Origin of the sequence: Streptococcus oralis subsp. tigurinus, assembly GCF_002093545.1 — a bacterium.
Lineage (GTDB): Bacteria > Bacillota > Bacilli > Lactobacillales > Streptococcaceae > Streptococcus > Streptococcus oralis_C.
The window spans coordinates 81,920-105,775 of record NZ_LNVF01000001.1 but is presented as its reverse complement, the minus strand read 5'-3'; the positions used below and the strand labels follow the sequence as shown (position 1 = coordinate 105,775).

The 23,856-nt window shown below is 41.7% G+C and carries 17 protein-coding genes; 5 read left to right on the top strand and 12 right to left on the bottom strand.

Features of this window, described 5'->3' with window-relative positions; genetic code table 11:
* Positions 1 to 25: 25 nt before the first annotated feature.
* From ATE34_RS00530 to ATE34_RS00520, 3 genes are all read right to left on the bottom strand, one after another.
* Entirely contained in the window at positions 26 to 1,987 is a 1,962-nt protein-coding gene (locus ATE34_RS00530; protein ID WP_084910612.1) for a peptide ABC transporter substrate-binding protein, read from the bottom strand.
* A gap of 149 nt (positions 1,988 to 2,136) precedes the next feature.
* On the bottom strand, positions 2,137 to 4,104 hold the full coding sequence (locus tag ATE34_RS00525; protein ID WP_084910610.1) for a peptide ABC transporter substrate-binding protein: 1,968 nt from the start codon (positions 4,102 to 4,104) through the stop codon (positions 2,137 to 2,139).
* 169 nt (positions 4,105 to 4,273) lie between these two features.
* Positions 4,274 to 5,884 carry a glycoside hydrolase family 13 protein gene (locus tag ATE34_RS00520; protein ID WP_084910608.1) on the bottom strand — a complete coding sequence of 537 codons (1,611 nt, stop codon included), beginning with the start codon at positions 5,882 to 5,884 and terminating at the stop codon, positions 4,274 to 4,276.
* 152 nt (positions 5,885 to 6,036) lie between these two features.
* Between ATE34_RS00520 and ATE34_RS00515 the strand changes: the two genes are divergently transcribed.
* Positions 6,037 to 7,521 carry a DUF1846 domain-containing protein gene (locus tag ATE34_RS00515; protein WP_084910606.1) on the top strand — a complete coding sequence of 495 codons (1,485 nt, stop codon included), beginning with the start codon at positions 6,037 to 6,039 and terminating at the stop codon, positions 7,519 to 7,521.
* A 134-nt stretch (positions 7,522 to 7,655) separates the two neighbouring features.
* Here ATE34_RS00515 and ATE34_RS00510 read toward each other — a convergent pair whose 3' ends face one another.
* The 5 genes from ATE34_RS00510 to ATE34_RS00490 are packed head-to-tail and all read right to left on the bottom strand — an operon-like array spanning position 7,656 to position 11,584.
* Positions 7,656 to 8,687, bottom strand: coding sequence for a sensor histidine kinase (locus ATE34_RS00510; protein WP_084910604.1), 1,032 nt, complete (start codon positions 8,685 to 8,687; stop codon positions 7,656 to 7,658).
* A complete protein-coding gene (locus ATE34_RS00505) occupies positions 8,654 to 9,352 on the bottom strand; it encodes a response regulator transcription factor (RefSeq protein ID WP_084910602.1) in 699 nt (232 codons plus the stop codon). The genes ATE34_RS00510 and ATE34_RS00505 overlap by 34 nt, the downstream gene beginning before the upstream one ends.
* A 12-nt stretch (positions 9,353 to 9,364) precedes the next feature.
* Positions 9,365 to 10,087: a lantibiotic ABC transporter permease gene (locus ATE34_RS00500; protein ID WP_084910600.1), complete on the bottom strand. Its 723-nt coding sequence runs from the start codon at positions 10,085 to 10,087 to the stop codon at positions 9,365 to 9,367.
* Positions 10,087 to 10,875 (bottom strand): ABC transporter permease, encoded by a 789-nt coding sequence (locus tag ATE34_RS00495; RefSeq protein WP_084910598.1) that lies wholly within the window; start codon positions 10,873 to 10,875, stop codon positions 10,087 to 10,089. Before ATE34_RS00495 ends, ATE34_RS00500 begins: the two co-directional genes overlap by 1 nt.
* Position 10,876: 1 nt before the next feature.
* A complete protein-coding gene (locus ATE34_RS00490) occupies positions 10,877 to 11,584 on the bottom strand; it encodes an ABC transporter ATP-binding protein (protein WP_084910596.1) in 708 nt (235 codons plus the stop codon).
* Positions 11,585 to 11,870: 286 nt separating this feature from the next.
* On the opposite strand from ATE34_RS00490, the gene ATE34_RS00485 reads away from it, so the two are divergent.
* Complete coding sequence (locus tag ATE34_RS00485; RefSeq protein ID WP_000032556.1) at positions 11,871 to 12,353, top strand: S-ribosylhomocysteine lyase; 483 nt, start codon at positions 11,871 to 11,873, stop codon at positions 12,351 to 12,353.
* Between the two features lie 59 nt (positions 12,354 to 12,412).
* On the opposite strand, the gene ATE34_RS00480 is transcribed toward ATE34_RS00485, so the two are convergent.
* A complete protein-coding gene (locus ATE34_RS00480; RefSeq protein WP_084910594.1) occupies positions 12,413 to 14,518 on the bottom strand; it encodes an ATP-dependent Clp protease ATP-binding subunit in 2,106 nt (701 codons plus the stop codon).
* 394 nt (positions 14,519 to 14,912) lie between these two features.
* On the bottom strand, positions 14,913 to 17,228 hold the full coding sequence (gene pflB / locus ATE34_RS00475; protein ID WP_033583856.1) for a formate C-acetyltransferase: 2,316 nt from the start codon (positions 17,226 to 17,228) through the stop codon (positions 14,913 to 14,915).
* Between the two features lie 236 nt (positions 17,229 to 17,464).
* Here pflB and dinB point away from each other — a divergent pair, with 236 nt between their 5' ends.
* Positions 17,465 to 18,526 carry a DNA polymerase IV gene (gene dinB, locus ATE34_RS00470; protein ID WP_084910592.1) on the top strand — a complete coding sequence of 354 codons (1,062 nt, stop codon included), beginning with the start codon at positions 17,465 to 17,467 and terminating at the stop codon, positions 18,524 to 18,526.
* 33 nt (positions 18,527 to 18,559) lie between these two features.
* Here dinB and ATE34_RS00465 read toward each other — a convergent pair whose 3' ends face one another.
* Positions 18,560 to 19,405, bottom strand: a complete 846-nt coding sequence (locus ATE34_RS00465; RefSeq protein WP_061598043.1) for an undecaprenyl-diphosphate phosphatase — start codon at positions 19,403 to 19,405, stop codon at positions 18,560 to 18,562.
* 59 nt (positions 19,406 to 19,464) lie between these two features.
* Entirely contained in the window at positions 19,465 to 21,354 is a 1,890-nt protein-coding gene (locus ATE34_RS00460; RefSeq protein WP_084910590.1) for a DUF2207 domain-containing protein, read from the bottom strand.
* Positions 21,355 to 21,488: 134 nt separating this feature from the next.
* Here ATE34_RS00460 and ATE34_RS00455 point away from each other — a divergent pair, with 134 nt between their 5' ends.
* Positions 21,489 to 23,057 carry an ABC transporter substrate-binding protein/permease gene (locus ATE34_RS00455; protein ID WP_061598045.1) on the top strand — a complete coding sequence of 523 codons (1,569 nt, stop codon included), beginning with the start codon at positions 21,489 to 21,491 and terminating at the stop codon, positions 23,055 to 23,057.
* Positions 23,054 to 23,794 (top strand): amino acid ABC transporter ATP-binding protein, encoded by a 741-nt coding sequence (locus ATE34_RS00450; RefSeq protein WP_000193353.1) that lies wholly within the window; start codon positions 23,054 to 23,056, stop codon positions 23,792 to 23,794. The genes ATE34_RS00455 and ATE34_RS00450 overlap by 4 nt, the downstream gene beginning before the upstream one ends.
* The last annotated feature ends 62 nt before the right edge of the window (positions 23,795 to 23,856 follow it).

Genomic DNA, 23,856 nt, shown 5'->3' with positions numbered 1-23,856 from the left:
TTATTATGAGGCCCCATTTCTGTTTTTATTTGATATGATTTTCAAACTCTTTTTGGCTCTTTTCAATAGCCTTTTTACTTTCTGCTTCCCACTTAGCCTTGGCTTCATCAAATTGTTTCTTGGTAACAGGGTCTTTTTGCAATCTCATGTACTTGTAATTATTTCCGTCACCCTTGATACCTACTAGGGAGTAGGCACGTGTAAACGGAGTTACTTTAGTTACAGAGGCTGTACCACCATTTGACATAGCAGACATGACTAGAGAATTGTCAATCATCCAAGCTTGAGCTTCAGCGTATTTTTCATAACGCTTAGCGACATCTTTGTTCTCGGCATCTGCTTCTTTCAGTAGTTGTGTATAGGTATCTAACCCTAGACTCTTAATGAGTTCTTGGTCTTCCTTGGCATCAAGGCCAAAAATCTTGAGATAGAAGCCGGTTTCAGCATTGAAGGGGTCTAGATAAGTTGATGGATCCTGGTAATCACCAACCCAACCATCAAAGTTTAGGTCGTAGTCACGAGCTGCTGGATTTGGTGCTAGGAAGGCAACATTTCCAAAGTCATCTGTAGAAAGCTGTTGAACATCAATGACGATATTGTCAGAACCTAGTACTGTTTCAAGGGTTTGTTTAACCGAGTTCATACCAGAAACCGCATTTTTATTCGTCTGATCAACAGTAACATCCAAATGAATTGGGAAAGTCACGCCTTGGGCTTCCAATTCCTTTTTAGCTTCTGCAAATTTTGCTTGGGCCTTTTCCTTGTTAAAGTAGGCATCTTGAGCGTCTGCCAAATTGATGCCTGACCACTCAGTCCCGTAGTTCACAAGCTTAGAAGCTGTTACTTCTCCAAAGGTCTTATCTCCCACCTGGACAAATGTTGGTGGAACTAGAGTATTACGAAGGGTCTTGCTTGCTGCTTCTTCACCATTAGATTGAGCAGAGTAGGCTGTTCGAACAATACCAAAGTTGATAGCCTGACGGAAGTTTTTATTTAAAATAGCTGTTTGAGTTGATTTCTTTTGTTCGTCCGTTGTTTTAGCAGTATGATTATAGGTCTTACGGTTGACGTTAAAGTTAAAGTACCAAGATGTCTTGTCTTGTAAGCTATAAACGATATTGTCTTGGTATTTTTCTTTTGTCTTAGTATAGTTCGAACTATTTGGATAGACTCCCGCAAGTGAGTAGGCACCACTTTCAAAGTTTCGAATCGTCATCTCCTGATCTGACCCATCAAAGTAGGCTAACTTAACTTTTTCAATGGTCACTTTATCATGGTCATAATAGTGTGGATTCTTCACATACTCGATCGAAGATTTTGATGTGAAATCTTTTAACAAATATGGACCATTATAAAGGATGCTGTCTGGCGTCAAGGTACCGAAATCTTTATCCTTTGATTTCAAGAACTCTTCGTTGACTGGAAAAAGGATACTATTGGTTGTCTTTGAATTCCAATACGGTTCTGGTCGAGTCAAAGTGTACTCGACTGTGTAATCATCCAAGGCTTTGACACCAACAGTCGAAAAGTCATTGGTCACACCCGTCACATAGTCATTCAATCCCTTGATTGAATTTTGGATCAGATCCATGGCTTGCCCCTTGTTGTCAGCGGCATATTTGATCCCAGTGACAAAATCCTGAGCCTTGACTGAAGCATATTCCTCACCATCAGCCGTGTACCACTTGGCATCCTTTCTAAGCTTGTAGGTATAGGTCAAACCATCTGCTGAAACAGACCAATCCTCAGCTAGAGCTGGCGTTAGGTTGCCATAGCTATCATTTTCTAGCAAACCATCTACGAGATTGGTAATAACGGCAGTATTATCTGCATAATAATCTAGAAGATAGTTAAAAGTTGTTGGATTCGCACTAAATGTTGATGAATAAGTGCTAGTATTTGTGTTGAACTGTCCACACGCCGAAAGCAAAATCCCTGTCGCTAAGACAAGACCTGTCTCGATTAGTCTTTTTTTCATTTTGATCATCATTCACTCCTTTATGTCACCTTTTATAACATAACCATATTTTATCAAATTTATTCAAAAATGTAAAGTTACTGCTTTTATGACAACTGGTGTCTCAAAACAAAAAAAGGAAGCACAGTTTCCTGCAACTTCCCTTTTCTGTTTATAGATTACTTGACATGTTTTTCAAGTTCTTTTTGGTATTTGGCATTTGTTTCGATTTTTTCTTGTTGCCATTTCTTGAAGGCTTCTTCGTATTCTTTTGCAGTCACAACATCATTTTGCAACTCCAATCCTTTGAACACAAATGGGTCTCCCTTGATTCCGACTTGAGAGTAGGCTTTGGTGAATGGTACAGTACGGCTAACAGTTGGAGAACCACCTGAAGAAGCAACTGGGATTAAGAGTGAGCTATCAGACACCCAAGCTTGAGCTTTAGCATATTTCTCATAACGCTTATTGAGGTCGCTTGTTTCAGATGCAGCATCATCCAAGAGTTTCTTGTATTCATCCAGACCAACTTGAGCCATCACTTCTGGATCTTTTCCGCGAGTGATCCCCAAGTGTTTAAGGGCTGAACCCTTCTTGGCATCAAGGATGTTGAGGTAGGTAGCTGGGTCTTGATAGTCTGGTCCCCAACCAGTTCCGTTCAAGTCATAATCTTTTTGGGATGGCACCTTGGCTTGAGACGTGATGCTCATTTTTTCATTATCGGTCATTTGAAGGACATCGACAATGACATTTTCAGTACCAAGTGATGATTCGATTGACTGCTTGAGTGAATTGGTTTGCTGAACGGCGATTACATCTGTTTGTTCAACTGGGATATCCAAATGGATTGGGAAAGTAACACCCTTGGCCTGCAATTCTTCCTTAGCTTTAGCAAAGGCTGCCTTAGCTTTTGCAGGACTGTAAATCGTATCCTTGCCATCTGTAAGGGCTACATCTTTCCACTGGTCTCCATACGAAACGAGCTCCGCCTGTGCCAATTCTCCAAAAGTTTTTTCACCTACTTGAACGTAGTCATGAGGCACTAGACTGTTACGGATAATTTTGTCCGCACCTTCTTCACCATTCAACTGAGCAGTGTAAGAATGACGGTCAAGGGCAAAGTTCAGCGCCTGACGGAAGTTCTTATTAAGAAGAGCTTCTTTTGTTGATGTTTTTTGAGCTTCGTCTGTTTTAGCTGTTTTATTGTAAGACTGGCGATTTACGTTAACAGTGAGGTAGTAGCTTGTTGCTTCTTGTGGACTGTAGACAATCTTATCGCCGTATTCTTTTTTAGTTGACTCAAAATTTGAGCTTGTTGGGAAGAGACGAGCTGTTGTATAAGCACCCTGCGTAAAACTACGAATCAAAGATTCTTGGTCTGATCCATCGTAGAAAGTTAGTTTAATGTTGTCAATCTTAACATTGTCCTTATCCCAGTAGTTCGGATTCTTTTCATATTCGATGACTGATTTTGAAGTCAATGATTTCAAGAAATAAGGACCGTTATAAAGAATACTTGATGGTGTTGGCGCACCGTAGTCGCTCCCTTTAGAATTCAAAAACTCTTCATTTACTGGAAGCATGGTCGCAGTTGTGACTTTAGAGTTCCAGAAACTTTCTGGCTTGTTGAGCGTATATTCTACTGTGTAATCGTCAACAGCCTTGACTCCTACTGTAGAAAAGTCATTGCTTTCTCCACTGATGTAGGCAGCCAATCCTTTGATAGAATCTTGAATCAAAGTAAGACCATCTGATTTTCCATCAGCTGCGTGTTTTAGACCAGTAACAAAATCCTGAGCCTTGACTTCAGCATACTCTTCTCCCTCAGAAGTATACCATTTTACACCCTTACGAAGTTTGTAGGTGTAAGTCAAACCATCTTTAGAAACGGACCAGTCTTCTGCAAGTGATGGAATTAAGTTTCCATACTTATCATTTTCCAAAAGGCCATCGACAACGTTCGCTATAACGTCAGAAGTTGAACTCTTGCTCGTCACACTGTAGTCCAAAGATGATGGATCCATAGCATAGACATAAGAGAATGTCTTGGGTGCATCAGCCTTCTTTTCACTTTGCCCACAAGCAGTCAAAAGAAGGGCTGTGCTCAGGACGGCACCTGCTCCTAAGAGCCACTTTTTCGATCTCATAAGTAATCTCCTTAAAGATAGTGTTTTCACCATTATACCCTATTTTCTCATAAAAGCAAGGACTTTCGCCAGATTTTTTAGAAAATTCTAACAAATATTTTTTAAAGACTTTTCTACATATTTTTTAGTAAAAGAACCTCAAGCATCAAAGGCTTGAGGTTCACTTATTTTAATCAGTCATTTCAACACAGAAAGCATCCCATGGTGCCAAGGTCTGTTTCTCAACTGCTTTTTTAGCAGTAGTGTTTTCAATCAAGACAGATTTAACTTTTCCTTCTACTGAAAAGTTTTGTTTTTCATTGGACAAGTTAGCCACAACTAAGAAACGACGGTCACCGTCCTTACGGATATAAGCAAAGATCTTGTCAGCTGTATCAAGCAATTCAAAGTCAGCTCGAATCAGCCAGCTGTTCTCCTTACGGATTTGAACCAACTTCTGATAGGTATAGAAAATAGAATCTGGATTTGCCAGTGCTTCTTGAACGTTGATTTCTTCGTAGTTTGGATTAACTGCCAACCAAGGTTGACCTGTTGAGAAACCAGCATTTTTGCTTTCATCCCATTGCATCGGGGTACGGGCATTATCACGACCGATGACACGGATGCTGTCCATGATTTCCTCTATAGAAACGCCTTTCTCAAGAGCTTCACGCGCATAGTTGAGGGATTCAATATCTTCTACTTGGTCCAGTGTTTCAAATGGATAGTTGGTCATCCCAATCTCCTCACCTTGGTAGATATAAGGAGTCCCTCTCATAAGATGAAGTAGGATTGCAAAGGCTTTGGCAGATTTCTCACGGTATTCTTGGTCATTTCCCCAGATAGAGACGATACGAGGAAGGTCATGGTTGTTCCAGAAGAGGGAATTCCAGCCGTCTTCAACTCCTAACTCTGTCTGCCATTTGTTGAAGATTTCTTTTAACTTACTGATATTCAGCTCTTTTTGATAGTGCCATTTAGGTTGCCCTTCCTGATATTGAAGACAAATGTGCTCAAACTGGAAGACCATAGACAATTCTTGTCCCTTGGGATCAGAGTACAGTTTAGCAATCTCTGGCGTTGCTCCCCAGGTCTCTCCTACTGTCAAGAGATTCTTATCTCCAAAGGTTGCTTGGTTCATCTCCTTGAGATAGGGATGGAGCATGGGACCATTATTGACTACTTTCTCATCAGGAATCTTGCCAATCATGTCAATGACATCCATACGGAAACCACCGATGCCCTTATCAATCCAGAAGTTCATCATCTCATAGATTTTCTGGCGAAGTTTTTCATTCTCCCAGTTGAGATCAGGCTGTTTCTTGCTGAAAAAGTGGAGATAGTACTGACCCGATTTTTCATCGTATTCCCAGGCAGACCCACTAAAGATAGACTCCAAATCATTGGGCTCATCCCGCCAGATATAGTAGTCTCGCTCGGGGCTGCCAGGATTTTCACAGGCCTCGACAAACCAAGCATGCTCATCCGAGGTATGATTGACCACCAAGTCCATGATAATTCGAATATCCCGCTTCTTAGCTTCTGCGATGAGTTGGTTCATGTTCTCCATAGTCCCGAAAATAGCTGCAATCGCTTGATAATCAGCAATATCATAGCCATTATCATCCATAGGACTGTCATAAACGGGAGAAAGCCAAATCGCTGTGATTCCTAACTTGGCTAGATAGTCCAACTTACTAGTAATTCCTGGCAAATCGCCAATTCCATCTCCGTTACTGTCCATGAAACTCTTTGGATAGACTTGATAGACTACGGCATTGTGCCACCATTTTTCTTGCATCTGTTTACCTCATTATTTTAATAATCTATAGTCTATGATAGCGCTTTTTAAAATTTTGTGCAAGCGTTTGCTTAATCTTTTTAATTTCTTTTTTAGCTCCGTAGTTTCCTAACTTCCAATTTTTTATTATAATAGAGGTCAGAGGTAAAAAAATGAAAAAACAAGCTTTTAGTTCTGAACAATATCTGAATCTACAGCGCGACCACATTTTGGAGCGCATTAACCAATTTGATGGCAAGCTCTATTTGGAGTTTGGTGGCAAAATGTTAGAAGATTTCCACGCTGCTCGTGTACTTCCTGGTTATGAGCCTGACAATAAAATCAAGCTCTTGCAAGAATTGAAAGAGCAGGTTGAGGTTGTGATTGCCATTAATGCTAACAACATCGAACATTCCAAAGCACGTGGCGACCTAGGCATTTCTTATGACCAAGAAGTTCTTCGTTTGATTGATAAATTCAATGAATTGGGGATTTTTGTCGGCTCCGTTGTTATCACACAATACGCTGGTCAACCCGCTGCAGATGCTTTCCGCAACCAGCTTGAGAAAAACGGGATTGATTCTTACCTTCATTATCCAATCAAAGGATATCCGACGGATATGGACCACATTATTTCTCCTGAAGGTATGGGGAAAAATGACTACATCAAAACTAGTCGCAACTTGATTGTCGTAACCGCTCCTGGACCTGGTTCTGGAAAATTGGCAACTTGTATGTCAAACATGTACCATGACCAAATCAATGGTATCAAGTCTGGCTACGCTAAATTTGAAACCTTCCCAGTCTGGAATCTGCCCCTTCATCACCCTGTCAACTTGGCCTACGAGGCTGCTACAGCAGACCTAGATGATGTCAACATGATTGACCCTTTCCATCTCCAAACCTACGGAGAAACCACTGTCAATTACAACCGTGATATCGAAATCTTCCCAGTGCTCAAACGTATGCTGGAACGCATTCTCGGTGAATCTCCATACGCTTCACCAACAGACATGGGTGTCAACATGGTTGGTTTCGCTATTACAGATGATGAAGCTGCTATCGAAGCCTCTAAACAAGAAATCATCCGCCGTTACTATCAAACAGTTCTTGACTTCAAGGCTGAAAAAGTCGGGGAATCTGCTGTCAAGAAAATCGAGTTGCTCATGAACGACCTCGGTATCACACCTGCAGACCGTAAGGTTGCTGTCGCAGCACGCCAAAAGGCAGAAGAAACCGGTGGGCCTGCCCTTGCTCTCGAATTGCCATCTGGTGACATTGTCACTGGTAAAAACTCAGAACTCTTTGGCCCTACAGCTGCCGCCTTGATCAACGCCATTAAGAAATCAGCTGATATCGCTAAAGAAGTAAAACTAATCGAGCCTGAAGTCGTCAAACCAATCCAAGGCCTTAAAATCAACCATCTCGGTAGTCGCAATCCACGCCTGCATTCAAATGAAATCCTGATTGCCCTTGCAATCACAGCTATGGAAAATCCTGATGCTGCGCGTGCCATGGAAGAACTTGGTAACCTCAAAGGTAGCGAAGCACACTCTACCATCATCTTGACCGATGAAGACAAGAATGTCCTTCGCAAACTAGGCATCAACGTAACCTTTGACCCATACTACCAATACGACCGCTTGTATCGGAAGTAAATAAACAAGGCTGGACAAAAACTCAATTTGAGAGAAAAATCCAGTAAATCTTTACATAATAAAAAAATCAAACGCATAATATCAAGTCTTTTGGACACTTGGTATTATGCGTTTTTATGATTTTCCATTCTCATTTATTTCAATGAAATTGTCAACTCAACACAAGCTCCTCCTTGGGCTGGATTGAGCAGGGTCAGACGACCACCGTGCAAGAGAGCTACCTGCTTAGAAAAGGCTAAGCCGATACCATGATGGGGATTAGTTGAATTGCGACTTTGGTCACTCTGGTAAAAGAGCCGTTCCGCTCCCAGCAGCATCTCCTCTGAAAATGAAGGGCCGTTGTTCCAGATAGCAAAAACCAACTGGTCCTGCTGCACTGATACCGTTAGCTTGACTTCCTTTTGATCCTGGTCTGCATGTTCAAGCGCATTCAGTAAAATATTGAGCAAAGCCCGTTTAAGATAGTCCAAATGAATCGACAAAATCAGACTAAGATCACAATCTTCTTGGAGATAAAAACGATAGCTTTCCTGTTTACTGAACAGTGCCCAGTCGTCCTGGAGATAAGCCAAAAAGTCCCCTAAGGAAAGCTGACTGAACTGATTAGAATCAATCTGAAAAGTCTTAGCGTAATCAATCAAAGAGCCACAATACTCTTCCATCTTGTGACAAGCCTGCAAAATCTCAGCAGCATAGTCTGCCTGTGGCTGGCCCAACTGCGCCAACTCCAAGAGCTCAGCATTTCCCTTAATCACAGTTAGGGGCGTCTTCAAATCGTGCGATGTCGCTGATAGCTGTAAAATCAACTCCTGATTATGCTGCTGCTCTTTTTCTAGAAGACGAGCATTTTCTTGGTGGCTGCTCCGTAAATCGCTATAGACTTCTAGCATTTCCTCAATCCGAAAAAGCTGGCTTTGATTTTCTTCTAAAAACTTCTCGCTCGTTAGCATTTTTATTTCCCTGTCGATTTTTCGGAGCAATTTCAAAATATGATAAAAAGTAATCAGCAGCAAGCTCCCTGCCCAGAAGAACAAGGCGAAAAGAACGTGATCACTTCCTTGCGTAAATTCATAACCTATAAGCACAAAAATCAAAACATGGAAAAAGACGATTTTCAAGCTAGTTGTCCAGACTAGGCTTTTGAAATTTCGGGTTCTAATTGCCATCTATAGCCTACTCCTCTAACTGTTGCGATTGCTTGCAGCCCTTCTTGTTTGCATTTTTGGCGAATCTGATATACGTATTCTGAGATAGAGCGAAGCTGTGTTTCTGAGCTTTCTGGGTAAAGCAAGGTATGCAGGCGTTCAGCTGAAAAGGTCTGCTTGGGATTACTAGCTAGTAAATGTAGCAACTTAAACTCTCGCTCTGAAAATTTCAAGACTTTACCAAAACAGGCAACTTCATAGCGCTCTGGATAAAATTGACAAGAAGCAATTTCAGAGTATCGCTCCTCACGTCTTTCCTCCCGCCGAAGATGAGCTCTGACACGCGCCAGCAATTCTTTGGTCCCAAAAGGCTTGACAATATAGTCATCTGCTCCGCGAAAGAGCCCTTCCACCTTGTCCGCCTCCAACTCCTTAGCCGTCAGAAAGATGATTGGACACGAAAGATGAGGACGAATATAGGAACACAGCTCAAAACCATTAACAGGCTCCATCATCACATCCAGCAGAATCAAGTCATATCCGACAAAATACGTCAGCTCTAGGTCTTCTATCCGATCAAGCGTCGTCACATCATAAGCATCTAGCTCTAGGACGTTTTTCACCAGCTTCAAAATGCTCTGGTCGTCATCAACCACCAAAATACGATACTGTCTCATGAGTTCCATTATAGCATACCTCTAGCGAACATCTCGTTTCAAGGTTAAAAATATAGCAGAGCTCCAAACCAAAGTTAACCATAACAGCTGTATTCCCAGCCCTGAGAGATCTATTGAATGCTGAAGCCCTTCATACTCAAAAAGATTTAGCGTAGCCAGATCGGGCAGGTACTTTGCCTCCTTGATGAACGTTGCCAATAAACGGCTGAGACCAATCAAGAGAGGAAAGAGCACCGACACCGGCACAACCCAAGATTGAAAGAGCAAAGCGAGGCCAGCAGTTAAAAAAGCCAGAAAAATATTGCTGAGAAGACCAAAAGAGCTGTAATAGAGGAATTTCCCCAGTAAGGACCAGCTAAAGCTTAGGTCAAAACGAGCCAGCATAACAAAGAAACAGCTGCCTACCATGACACTGTAGAGAGCCAAGAGCAGTAAGACCAGAAAAAGGATTTTCCCAGCCAACCAAGCCTTTCTATTTGATACAGTTAGAAAATTCGTTCGCATCCCAGACTTGACAAACTCCTGGGCAAAATAGAGAGAAGTGAAGATAACGACAACAGGCTGTGCCAGATAGAGAGCATGTAAAGCCTCACTCAGAGCCTTTGTCTGGCCAACTGCTGTCTGACTATAGTCAAGATTCATCAGAAAAAAAGGAACGACTACCAGAGCCACCAAGGCGGCACCAAGAACGAGATAGTAAGAACGAAACTTAATCCATTCACTTCTAAGCAGAGCTTTTATCATCAGTATCGCCCTCCTAAATCCGTCTTCAAAAAGCGCAGAGAAGCCATGCCGCCGATGACTAGCAACCATGCACCAAGTATCAACAGCCCTTGCAAGGGATTGTTAGCATATTGGGAAGTTGGCGTTGCAGCAAACAACTCTCCTGCTGGCTGTGGCAAATAAGTCCCCCAACTCGTGTGAGCAGCTAGGTAGTTTCCTAAATTATAGATTTGGGGTACGAGAAAAAGCAGAGGAACTAGCATGGTCCGAGCCAATAAACCTAACAAAAATGAAAGGATTCCTAATAAGGTTAGAGATAAGGTTTTCCACAAAATCAAACTCCAAGCTGCCTGATTGAGCAAAATCGGATCAAGCCCTTCCTTTCCTAAAGCCAGATGCATGACCATATAACTAAAGTAGATTGATAAAAAGCTAGTGGCAAGAGAAAAGCAAGCAAAGGTCATGAGTTTCCCCACAAGCAACTTCAGGCGGTTATTACAGGTCAAGAGACTGGTTCTCAAGCTATGAGACTGAAATTCCATAGCTCCCAAAATTCCAGCTAAAATGACCAAAACCATGACCGCCATAGAAGCCCCGTTGAGACCTAGATATTCCAGCGGATCAATGGCGTTTATCAGATTAGGAACCGTCTCAGGTGTAGCATCCAAGCCGATAGACAAATACTGTCTACCCTCCAGCCAAGATACGACAGGCACCAATAGTAGCATGAAGGCCACACTCACTTTGAAAGCCTTGATTGATCGGATTTTCAACCATTCTGAATGCAATAAAGACATCGTTTCTTTCATCTTAAACCTCCTCTGTCAAATCAAAGAAGAGATCTTCTAGACTTTCTGAATCTTGCAGCACCTCTTCCAATCGTCCTTGCTCAATAATTCGCCCATGATGAATCAAGACTACATCATCTGTCACCATTTGCACCTCTGATAGGATATGGGAAGATAGAAGTACCGTTTTCCCTAAATCAGCCTGCTGACGGATGAACTTTCTAAACCACTTAATCCCACTTGGATCCAGCCCATTGGTCGGTTCATCTAATATAAGAAACTGAGGATCACCCAGCAAAGCTGCTGCCAAACCTAAGCGTTGACCTTCCCCCAGAGACAGGCTTGACAAGAGATCCTTCCTCTTATGAGCGATTCCAGTCATCTCCAAAACCTCATCGATCCGAGACTTGGGAATAGCATTACTTGCCGCAATAATCCTCAAGTGGTCATAGACCTTTCGATTTGGCAGACCGCCAATGCCATCAAAGGCTGCACCTACCGTTCTGAGCGGATAGGTCATTGATTGATAGGTTTGCCCATCAAAAGTTGCAGTCCCTGCTGTCGCCCAATCTAACCCCAAGAGAATCCTCAAGGTCGAACTTTTCCCCGCACCATTTGGGCCTAGAAAAGCTGTAATCCGACCGCTTCTAGCTGTAAAAGAAATATCTTCTAAAATCTGCTTGCTGCCATGCTTTTTGCAGACGCCTTCTATTTTCACCATATGTTCCATACTGAACTCCTTTATCTTTATTTTCTCCAGTATACCCAATCTAGTTCAGAATTAGTTCAGAGATTAAACAGAAATTTCAGAAAAAGTTGATCCACTTTTCAAAAGTCGCTCTAGCTTCATTAGAAAGAACTCAGTTTTTCTTTTCCTTTACTCCATTCTTTTTTATAATTCTGAGGTTTATGTATAGAGACTTTATTATCATTCTAGTCTCAAAAAGTTATTTATCAAACTCCATCAACAGCACCCTTTATGATATAATGAAAAAAGAAAACTGAAAGGAACTACCATGTCAAAAGAAGTTATTGTTGAAAGTTTTGAACTTGACCACACTATTGTTAAAGCACCCTATGTTCGCTTGATTGGGGAAGAAACAGGGCCAAAGGGAGATGTCATCTCCAACTTTGATATTCGCTTGGTACAGCCAAATGAGGACTCTATCCCTACCGCTGGCCTTCACACTATCGAACACCTCTTGGCAAAACTCATCCGTACCCGCATTGACGGCATGATTGACTGCTCACCATTTGGTTGCCGCACAGGCTTCCACATGATTATGTGGGGACGCCATACTAGCGCTGAAATTGCGGCCGTTATCAAGGATTCGCTCAAAGAAATTGCTGAAACCACTACTTGGGAAGATGTCCCTGGAACAACCATCGAATCTTGCGGAAACTACAAGGACCACAGCCTCTTTTCTGCCAAAGAATGGGCGAAACTCATCCTGGAACAAGGAATCTCAGACGATGCCTTTGAGCGCCATATCATCTAAACACAAAAGGAACTAGCTTTTTAGCTAGTTCCTTCTTTTTTTATTCTCAAAATCTTGAGTTAGGCTTTTTCACGAATAACCAAAACGCCATCTTCCATATCTGCTTCCAAATGTTTAGCATCTAGATGATCCAAGTGGAAGTCCGTCACCTTATCACGGATTTGTTGTTCCACCACGCGACGGAGCGGACGAACACCCATAACTTCGTCATAGCCTTCTTCTGTGATAAAGTCCTTAGCTGCTTGGCTAACTTCCAAATCAATGTCTTTCTTAGCCAAGGTTTGGTTAACTTCAGCCAACATCAAGTCCACAATCTTAGAAAGGTCTTCCTTATTCAAGTGTGAAAACTCGATAACTGCGTTAAAGCGGTTAAGGAATTCTGGACGGAAGAAGGGTTTCAAACGATCCATCAATTCTGGTTTATCCGCATCTTCTGTCAAGTTAGCTTCATAGCCAAATCCAGCATTTGATGTTGCGATAATGACAGTGTTCTTGAAGTTCACTGTATTTCCTTGACCATCAGTCAAACGACCATCATCCAAAACTTGGAGGAGAAGGGTGATTACTTGAGGATCAGCCTTTTCAATTTCGTCCAAGAGAATGATAGAGTAAGGATTGCGACGAACACGTTCTGTCAAGGTATTGCTATTATCATCATACCCCACATAACCTGCTGTTGTACCGATTAGCTTAGAAACGGCTGTGCGGTCACTGTATTCAGACATATCCAAACGGATAATCGCATCCTTGGTTCCAAACATATCCAATGCCAATTGCTTAGCAAGCTCTGTCTTACCAACCCCAGTAGGCCCTACAAAGAGGAAGCTACCGATTGGGCGATTGCCTTCATCAAATCCTGCTCGGTTACGACGGATAGCACGAGCTACAGCTTCTACTGCCTTATCTTGGCCGATAACCTTGTGTTCCAAGCGATGAGCCATATCCTTCAAACGTTCGATATCAGATGCTCCCATTTGAGACACTGGAATACCTGTCATTCGTTCCACAGATTCAGCCACATCGTTGACACTTGCAGTCACCTTCATATCTTCTGTGTGGTTTTCGACTTTTTTCTCTAATTCTGCAATACGTGTTTTAGCATTAAGAGCTGCTTCGAAATCTTCTGCCTCAACTGCTTTTTCTTGCTTGTCCTTTTCTGCCTCGATTTCCCGTTCGACAGCATGAACATCTGTTACTGGATGTTGAGCTGCCAAGTGAGCTGCCGTTACATCGACAAGATCAATAGCCTTATCTGGCAAGCTGCGTTGAGGAATGTATTGGACAGAATAATCCACTGCTGCTTTCAAGACTTCGTCTGGCAAGATGACATTGTGGTGTTGTTGATAGAGGTCACGAATCCCTTGAAGGATTTTAAAGGTATCCTCTGCTGAAGGAGCATTGACCTTCACTTCGTTGAAACGACGAGCAAGAGCTGCATTTTTCAAGATGGTGTTACGGTATTCATCCTGAGTTGTCGCTCCAATAACGGTCAATTCACCACGAGAGAGGGCTGGCTTGAGAATGTCCGCAAGCCCCTTAGAACCACTGTCTCCACCAGTGCTACCAGCACCAAGGATTTGGTGGATTTCATCAAAGAAGAGGATAATATTTCCTGCCTCTTTTACTTCATTGACCAAGTTTTGAACATTTTCTTCAAAGCTACCACGGTATTGAGTACCAGCCTCAAGACCTGAGATATCAATAGAAATGATTTCCTTGTTCTTAATAGCAGCTGGAACATCTCCGTTCACAATAGCTTGTGCTAGACCTTCGACAACGGCTGTCTTACCAACACCTGCATCTCCGACAAGTACAGGATTGTTCTTGGTACGACGTGAGAGGATTTCAGATGTTTCTTGAATTTCCTTATTTCGTCCGATAACAGGATCCAACTTGCCCTCACGAGCTTCCGCCGTCAAGTTACGACCTAGCTTAGCAAGGACACCGTCTTGTTTCATACCTGAAGCGTGTTGTTGCATTTGCGCATCAGATTCTGCATTTCCTGGTAATTGACCAGTTGCACGATAATGAGCAAATTCCTCAGGTGTCACTTCTCGTCCATTAATCAAGTAGCGACGGTTTTCAGAACTATATCCTCGCATACCACCCATCAATTGGTTAAATAAATCATCCATGTTGTTAAAGTTATTAAAGTTGTTGTTCATATTCTTTACCTCGTTTATTGTTAATTATTTGCGATATCTGATATTGACTATCTTTGACCTTTGTTTTAAAAATTTTAGACTAGCTAACTAGCTACCCTACGTATAATTTCTGGTTTTTCTTTCTTAAATGAGCCTTCTATAATCTTCTTTTCAAGGTCTGTTAGATTCAACATAGGCCTCACCCCTTTCTCGGGATTCTATACCTCATTCTCAAAGACTAATTCGTTGAAAATGAGCTTTTTAAGGAATTCATTTTCCTTATGTTTCTACTATATCACTTTGGTCAGTAAAAGTCAATAACTTTTTTGACCAAATTTGACTATTTTTTAAAAAGTTTTTAAAACACAAGAAAACCAGTTAGATTAACTGGCTTTCTTTCTATTCTAATTGAATATTAGCTCAAGGCATCATCCATTGAAAGAACTTCGTGGAAGACACGTTGTGTCAATTCAGTTTTTTGCTCTGGAGTGAGGTATTTGGTGTTTACACAGTATCCTGAGATACGAACGATGACATCTTCGCCATTCATAATCTTGTCATAAACATCTTTCAAGTCCATTACGTTCAAGTTACAGTGTTGTCCACCGTTTTCGAAGTAACCATCAAGGATTGTTACTAAGTTATCCACTTGTTCGTCACGAGTTTTACCAAGAGCACGAGGTGAAACTTGAGTTGTCAATGAGATACCATCAGCTGCATAACCAAAGTCAAGGCTAGCAAGTGAGTTCAAGTTTTGCAACCATCCACCTTTAGCTTTGTTAGATGGGTTAGCACCTGGTGAGAAGAATTCAAGTTTAGACAAGTTCACAGAACCATCTTCGTTGAGGTATACACCTTTGTGGACTGGTGAGTTACCAGTTTGTTTAGAGTAAGCAACGTTAGATGTGATAGTCAAAAGTGATACTGTAGCTTCTGCGTTCTTGTAGAGTTTGTGGCTACGTAGACGAGTTGTGTAAGCTTCGATCAACCATTCTGCCAATTCGTTTGAACGTGGGTCATCTTCACCCCAACGTGGGTATTCACCGATTGTTTCATAATCGTAGATGTAGCCATCTTCATCACGGATTGGTTTAACGGTAGCGTATTTAATCGCTGACAATGTATCAACAGTGTTAGCAAATCCACAGATACCGAATCCCATGTTTGCACGTTGTTTAGTTGGCAAGAAGGCCATTTGAACAGCTTCGTAGTTGTACTTATCAGTCATGTAGTGGATGATGTTCAAAGCATCTACGTAAGTGTCAGTCAACCAGTCAAGAGATTTTTCAAAGTTCGCTTTAACTGATTCGAATTCAAGAACTTCGTCACGGATTGGTTCTATGTCAAATACCTTGTAGTCTTTGTGAACATCGTCGTAACCACCGTTCAAACCAGTAAGAAGGGCTTTCAATACGTTAACACGAGCACCGAAGTACTGGATATTGTGACGTTGTTCTTCATTTTCTGGGTCAAGTGGTGACACACAGCATGAAATACAGCTCATTTCACCATATCCGTCTTTAGCCATTGTTGTTACACCTTCGTATTGGATAGAAGAGTGTTTATGGCTCATGTGCATACAGTAGCGACGGAAGCTATAAGGTAATTTGTCAGTCCAAAGAACTGTCAAGTTTGGCTCTGGAGAGTTACCGATGTTGTCAAGAGTGTTCAAGAAACGGTAGTCCATCTTAGTAACACGGTGACGACCGTCGTTACCCATACCAGCCATAGAAGTTGTGATGAAGGTTGGGTCACCTGAGTACAATTGGTCATAAGCTTTTGTACGAGCAAATTTAACTGTACGAAGTTTCATAACGAAATCATCAACGAATTCTTGGATTTCTGATTCAGTAAATGTACCCCGAGCAAGGTCACGTTCTGCAAAGATGTCAAGCACGATTGGTACACGACCTAGAGATGTAGCAGCACCGTTGATAACACGGCAGACAGCCATGAAGGCGATGTTCACCCATTGGATAGCTTCTTTGACGTTCATCGCTGGTTTGCGAACGTCAACACCGTAAAGGTCACCCAAGCGAACAACTTGTTGCAATGCTTGGTATTGAAGGTTTACTTCTTCGCGAAGACGGATTGTTTCTTCATCAATTTCTTTAATTGCATTCCAGTCGTTTACTTTTTCTTGCATCAAGTAGTCTGCACCGTAAAGAGCAAGACGTGCGTAAACACCGATGATACGTCCACGTGAGTAAGCATCTGGAAGACCAGTTACAGTGTGAGCGTGACGAGCACGACGGATGTTTGAAGTGTAAGCACGGAAGATACCGTCGTTAACTGTTGTTACATATTTAGTGAAGATTTCGTGAACAGCTGGATCTGGTTCGTATCCATTTTCTTTCAAAGTCGTTTCAGCCATACGGATACCACCTTTTGGCATGAAGTTCAATTTGAAGAGTTCATCGTTTTGGATACCAAAGATCAATTCGTTTTCTTTGTCGATAAATCCAGCAGGAATATCAGCAATAGATGTTGGACGAGTGTCCATTGGGAAACGAGTTTCTTCGTAGTGTGCTTTTGTTTCTTCTACAATCTTTTTGATGTGAAGTGAACGTTCTGTTGGTCCAGCAAGGAAGCTTTCATCTCCATCGTAAGGTGTGTAGTTAGCTTGAACGAAGCGAGAAATACTTGCTTTTTCTTTCCAATCTACGCCTTTGAAGCCTTCCCAAGCTTTATCAAAAATATCTTGCGCTTCAACAACTGTCTTAACAACCATGTTAATGTCCTCATTTTTCTTTCTAGTAACAACTATCTGTTACATTCATAAATCAAGTATACCACACAGTAACCGATTTCAACAAGAGAAAACCGGCATTTTAGGCGCTTTCTTTTATACTACAGCCCCTTTTTTGCTCTAATCTGTATTATATTTTTGAAAGTCAGGTTGAACTTTCCCATTTTTTCAGAAAAAAGGGTATAATAAATAGAAAATGACTCTAGAAAGGGATTGGAATGCTCATATTTCCATTGATAAATGATTTGTCCAGAAAAATCATCCATATCGACATGGATGCCTTTTTTGCTGCGGTGGAAATAAGAGACAATCCTAAGTTAAAAGGAAAACCTGTCATCATTGGGAGCGACCCCAGACAAACAGGTGGGCGTGGTGTCGTTTCTACCTGTAGCTACGAGGCGCGAGCCTTTGGCATTCACTCTGCCATGAGTTCTAAAGAAGCTTATGAGCGTTGTCCTCAAGCCATCTTTATCTCCGGAAATTATGAAAAATACAAAACTGTGGGACTTGAGATTCGTGCTATTTTTAAACGCTACACTGATTTGATCGAACCTATGAGTATTGACGAGGCATACTTGGATGTAACGGAAAATAAACTCGGTATCAAGTCAGCCGTCAAAATAGCCCGCCTTATCCAAGAGGATATCTGGCAGGAACTACACCTGACTGCTTCTGCAGGCGTCTCTTATAACAAATTCTTAGCTAAAATGGCTAGTGACTATCAAAAGCCACATGGTTTGACAGTTATCCTCCCAGATCAGGCTGAGGATTTTCTCAAACAAATGGACATTGCTAAATTTCACGGTGTGGGCAAAAAAACAGTTGAACGCCTTCATGAAATGAGCATTTATACTGGTGAAGACTTATTGGCTGTTTCTGAAGTCACTTTAATCGATCGGTTTGGCAGACTCGGTTTTGATCTTTATCGAAAGGCTAGGGGCATTCATAATTCACCGGTCAAGGCCAATCGTATTCGCAAGTCCATTGGCAAGGAAAAAACCTACGGAAAAATCCTGCAAGTAGAAGAAGACATCAAAAAAGAGCTGACTCTTCTCTCAGAAAAGGTAGCTCACAATCTCAGCCAACAAGGCAAAGCTGGAAAAATCATTATCCTAAAAATACGATATGCTGACTTCTCTACTCTAACTAGACGAAAAAGCCTCCCACAAGCAACACAGGATACTAGTCAGATTTCTCAAACTGCCCTTCAACTCTACGAAGAACTAGCTGAAAAAGAAAAAGGCATTCGTTTGCTAGGAGTCACAGTAACAGGATTTTAAAAAGCTTGAAGGAAGATTCCCTCAAGCTTTTTCTTATACAAATAAACGCACAAAACTATAGAGCAACAAGACACTACCGAGTACGATACGGTATTTACCAAAGAGGGTAAAGTCGTGCTTCTTCACATAGCCAGTCAAGAAGCGAATAGCAACCATGCTGACCGCGAAGGCTACTCCCATAGCAACCAAAAGCAAGAACAGTTGTCCAAAACTCAAGAGTTGACCTGCTTTTATAAATTTGAAAATCTTTAAAGCACTAGCCCCAAACATAACAGGAATTCCGAGATAGAAGGTAAACTCTGTTACGACAGAGCGACTCGTTCCATTTAACAAACCACCAACGATAGTTGCACCAGAACGGCTCGTTCCTGGGAAGAGGGCGAGGACTTGGAAGAGTCCGATGTAAAGAGCTGTTTTATAAGGCAACTTGTCTAGCTCTGTTACTATTGGTTCAATGGCTTGCGCCTTATTTCGTTTTTCGAGATAGATAAAGGCAACCCCATAGATAATCAACATAATAGCAACTGATACCATATTATGAAAATGAGTGTCAAACCAATCATCCAGCTTAAAGACTAACAATAAAGGCAAGGTCGCAACGAGGACTTTTGACCACAATTGCCAAGTTCGACGGACTTCCACCTTATTTTTACCAGGTTTGAAGGGATTGAGCTTGTTAAAGTAAATCACCATAACCGCTAAGATAGCACCGAGCTGAATGACAACATTAAACATGGACATGAAGGCTTCATTTTGGTCCTTGTATTGTACAAATTCTTCAACCAAGATCAAGTGACCCGTACTTGAAATGGGCAACCATTCTGTAATTCCTTCAACAATCCCAAAAAAGATCGACTTCAAAATTTCAATAAGATACATGTATTACTCCTTTTTCTGTCCTCTATTATAGCATAATTTCGGATTCTGCGATAGGTTTTTTAGAAGGCACCGATGCTACCACCACCTCCGCCTCCTGAGAATCCTCCACCTGAAGAACCACTTCCAGAAGAGACGGAGTAGGTACTTGCTGTGTTTGCAATACTAGCATAGTGACTCATTTGAGCAGTTGAATGATAAAACATGCTGTGCCAGCCATAAGCTACATAAAGATTGATATCTGGATTCTCAACTTGAATCTGATAAGATTTCATCAAATGACTCACCTTGTCCGCATAACCAAATAAAGTAGCATAGACAAGGAGGCGATTCCAAAGAACAATACTCTCTAATTCTGCCTTGTCTAGATGGGCGATATCGCGAAGCATGTTTTCAAAACTAGTCCAGAGATAGTACGCTTCTAGTCCTTCTTCGTTTAAAACACCATCACGAGTATCAAATCGGGTTGTCCAATAATAGACGGCAGCTAACATCAAGCTCACAAACCCAAGGATAGGAAGTGGCAGGGAAAGATACCCGTGAGCATCCAAACTGTACAAGAACCAGCCAAAACCAACGAAAGCAGGTAGAAGCGTAGAGACACCTATCGTCAATCGCAAGATTTTTTCGCCATTACTCAGTGGACGATAATAATCTGGAAGTTGCAAAGAGGAAACCCGCTTTCTCACTCCATCCTGCATCTGCTTCAGAGCTTGCTCAAAAGACGACTTAAGTTTACGTCCTGTTTTCTGAATTCGTTTTTCATCAGCTGCTTTTGCACCTTGGTAAAGACTAGTTGACACTTGGTAATCTGCAAACAAATCTGAAACAAGCACTTCTTCTCTTCCTGAAAAGGCCAAATTAAGGCAATCCTTTTCAAAACTGGCTAATCCTTTTTCTTTTACGACTTTTAGACGGACCTCATCTCCATTTGAGATGATTGAAACATTTCCACGGTCAATCACATCCAACAAGGTTGCCTGAACGAGTTGGTCAAAGGTGAACTTCCCTCCTCCCTTGGTCAAGGGGCTGACTTCCTCTAAAGAAGTGGAGTAAACAGATTCCGATAAAACCATCGGTTCTAAGTCCATTGGCGGTTCGTAGAGACGGTGATTTTTAGCATGTTTCTTCGATGGGGAGGTTTTTCTTCGGTAAATGCGATAGAAAATGACACTAAAGACTAAAGAAAGCGAGAGTAGAAAAGGGATAACCCACGTAACCAGAGCTTTGCTTTGAGCTTTTTCAGCAACAATGGACTCCTCTATTTTTTCAAATTCTGCTAAACGATTGCCCTTCAATCCCTGATCCAAATCAGTTCCAAAATCTTTTCTAGGCCAATAGGCATGCAATTCAACCCCACGCTGACGAGGTAGGTTCTGCAAATGAACACGATAATCACCACCTGTCTTCTCTACCTTGCCCTCTGTAAAGAGTTTCCCTGTATGAAAGAAAAGTTTTTCAGCTCCATTAAAGCCTGTTACCCGAAACGCAAAATTTTCGATAGGTTCTGAACTATCTGTCAAGGGTTGCCAATTAAGTTCCGCGATATCATCATATAGAAATAGGAGGTTTTTTAGTTGCCATGTGATTACCACTTCAACGGTATCCCCTTCTTGGCCTGGATTATACACTTTTACAGTATAACCTTCCGATTCTTCTATCACTTCACTATTGACATTCTCAATGGCGCTAGCATTTTTCCATACCTGAACCTTCGGACTGGGATCTATTTCAAAGCCCTTTGGCATCTTACCAGAACGGCCAAGTCCTACTAGTTGTCCATTAAAGTCTTCATCAAAATAATAGACTACTTTCTCCCTAAATTCTGCCGTATTATCTGCATGAATATACAAATCACCTTGATAAGAGCGAATCTTAAAATCAACCGCAAAAACAGAGAGTGGTAAAATACAAAACAAGCTAAATAAAAGCACGAAAAAAGTCTTTTTCACAACACAATCCCCCTTTTTATCTTTGCTATCATTATATCATTTTTTATAAGTAAAGGCTTATTCGTATTGAAAATCTCACCATTTTTAGATACAATAGAGAGAAGTCATTTTTTAGACTAGAAATAGGAGAAAACATGAAAAAATTATGCTTATCTATTCTTGCTAGCCTAGCCCTTACATTAGGACTAGCTAGCCAAGTCCAAGCCGACGAATATTTACGCATCGGAATGGAGGCAGCTTACGCTCCCTTCAACTGGACCCAAGACGATGATAGTAATGGTGCTGTCAAAATCGACGGTACCAACCAATATGCCAACGGCTATGATGTTCAAATCGCTAAAAAGATTGCCAAAGATCTGGGTAAGGAACCTTTGGTCGTGAAAACCAAGTGGGAAGGACTTGTTCCAGCCCTTACTTCTGGCAAAATCGATATGATCATTGCCGGTATGAGCCCAACCGCTGAACGCAAACAAGAAATTGCTTTTTCAAGCAGTTACTATACTAGCGAGCCAGTTCTATTGGTCAAAAAAGACTCTGCCTATGCCAATGCCAAATCTTTAGAGGACTTTAGCGGAGCAAAAATCACTTCTCAACAAGGTGTTTACCTTTATGATTTGATTTCCCAAATCCCTGGTGTCAAGAAAGAAACAGCTATGGGCGACTTTGCCCAAATGCGCCAAGCTCTTGAGGCTGGTGTTATTGATGCCTATGTTTCGGAACGCCCTGAAGCACTGACTGCCGAAGCCGCTAACTCTAAGTTTCAGATGGTCCAAGTAGAACCAGGTTTCAAGACTGGAGAAGAAGATACTGCTATTGCCATTGGACTTCGTAAAGATGACAGTCGTATCAGCCAAATTAATGCTAGTATTGAAACCATCTCCAAAGATGAACAAGTTGCACTGATGGATCGTATGATTCAGGAGCAACCTGCCGAAGCCACAGCAACTGAAGAAAGTAGCAGTAATTTCTTCAGCCAAGTTGCTAAAATTCTTTCTGAAAACTGGCAACAGCTCTTGCGTGGTGCAGGGGTCACTCTTTTAATCTCAATCATCGGAACTATCGTAGGTCTCATTATCGGTCTTGCCATTGGTGTCTTCCGTACGGCTCCTCTCTCTGAAAACAAAGCCATTTACGGCCTACAAAAACTAGTCGGTTGGATTCTCAATGTCTATATTGAAATCTTCCGTGGTACACCGATGATTGTTCAATCCATGGTTATCTACTATGGGACTGCTCAAGCTTTCGGTATCAATCTCGACCGGACACTGGCTGCTATCTTTATCGTCTCAATCAACACGGGTGCCTACATGACAGAAATCGTTCGTGGTGGTATTCTAGCAGTTGACAAGGGACAGTTCGAAGCTGCAACTGCTCTTGGTATGACCCACAATCAAACCATGCGTAAGATTGTCCTTCCTCAGGTTGTCCGTAATATTCTACCTGCTACTGGTAATGAGTTTGTCATCAATATCAAAGATACCTCTGTATTGAACGTTATTTCAGTTGTCGAGCTTTATTTCTCAGGAAATACTGTAGCGACTCAAACCTATCAATACTTCCAGACCTTTACCATCATTGCAGTGATTTACTTTGTCCTCACCTTCACTGTGACCCGTGTCCTACGTTTTATCGAACGCTATATGGACATGGACACTTACACTACAGGTGCTAACCAAATGCAAACGGGGGATTTGAAAAAATGACACAACCAATCCTTGAAATCAAACACCTAAAAAAATCCTATGGACAAAATGAAGTGCTAAAAGACATTTCTCTCACCGTCCATAAAGGAGAGGTTATTTCCATCATCGGAAGCTCGGGAAGCGGAAAATCAACCTTCCTTCGTTCGATTAATTTACTAGAAACACCTACAGGAGGAGAGATTCTCTATCGCGGAGAAAATGTCCTGGAAAAAGGCTATAACCTCACCCATTATCGTGAAAAGCTCGGTATGGTTTTCCAATCTTTCAATCTCTTTGAAAATCTGAATGTCCTCGAAAATACCATCGTCGCCCAAACGACAGTACTCAAACGTGACCACTCTGAAGCTGAAAAAATTGCCAAAGAGAATCTTGAAAAAGTTGGTATGGGAGAACGTTACTGGCAAGCCAAGCCGAAGCAACTTTCAGGTGGACAAAAGCAACGTGTAGCTATCGCTCGTGCACTCTCCATGAATCCTGACGCCATTCTCTTCGACGAACCAACATCTGCCCTTGACCCCGAAATGGTCGGAGAAGTCCTCAAAATTATGCAGGACCTAGCTCAAGAAGGCTTGACCATGATTGTTGTAACCCACGAAATGGAATTTGCTCGCGACGTCTCCCATCGTGTCATCTTCATGGACAAGGGAATCATTGCAGAAGAAGGTAAACCTGAAGAACTCTTCACGAACCCTAAAGAAGAACGGACAAAAGAATTCCTTCAGCGTTATCTCAATTAATAAATAAAGACTGCATACAGAATGCAGTCTTTTTAGTTTGTAATTGTAAAGGAAAGGCAGAC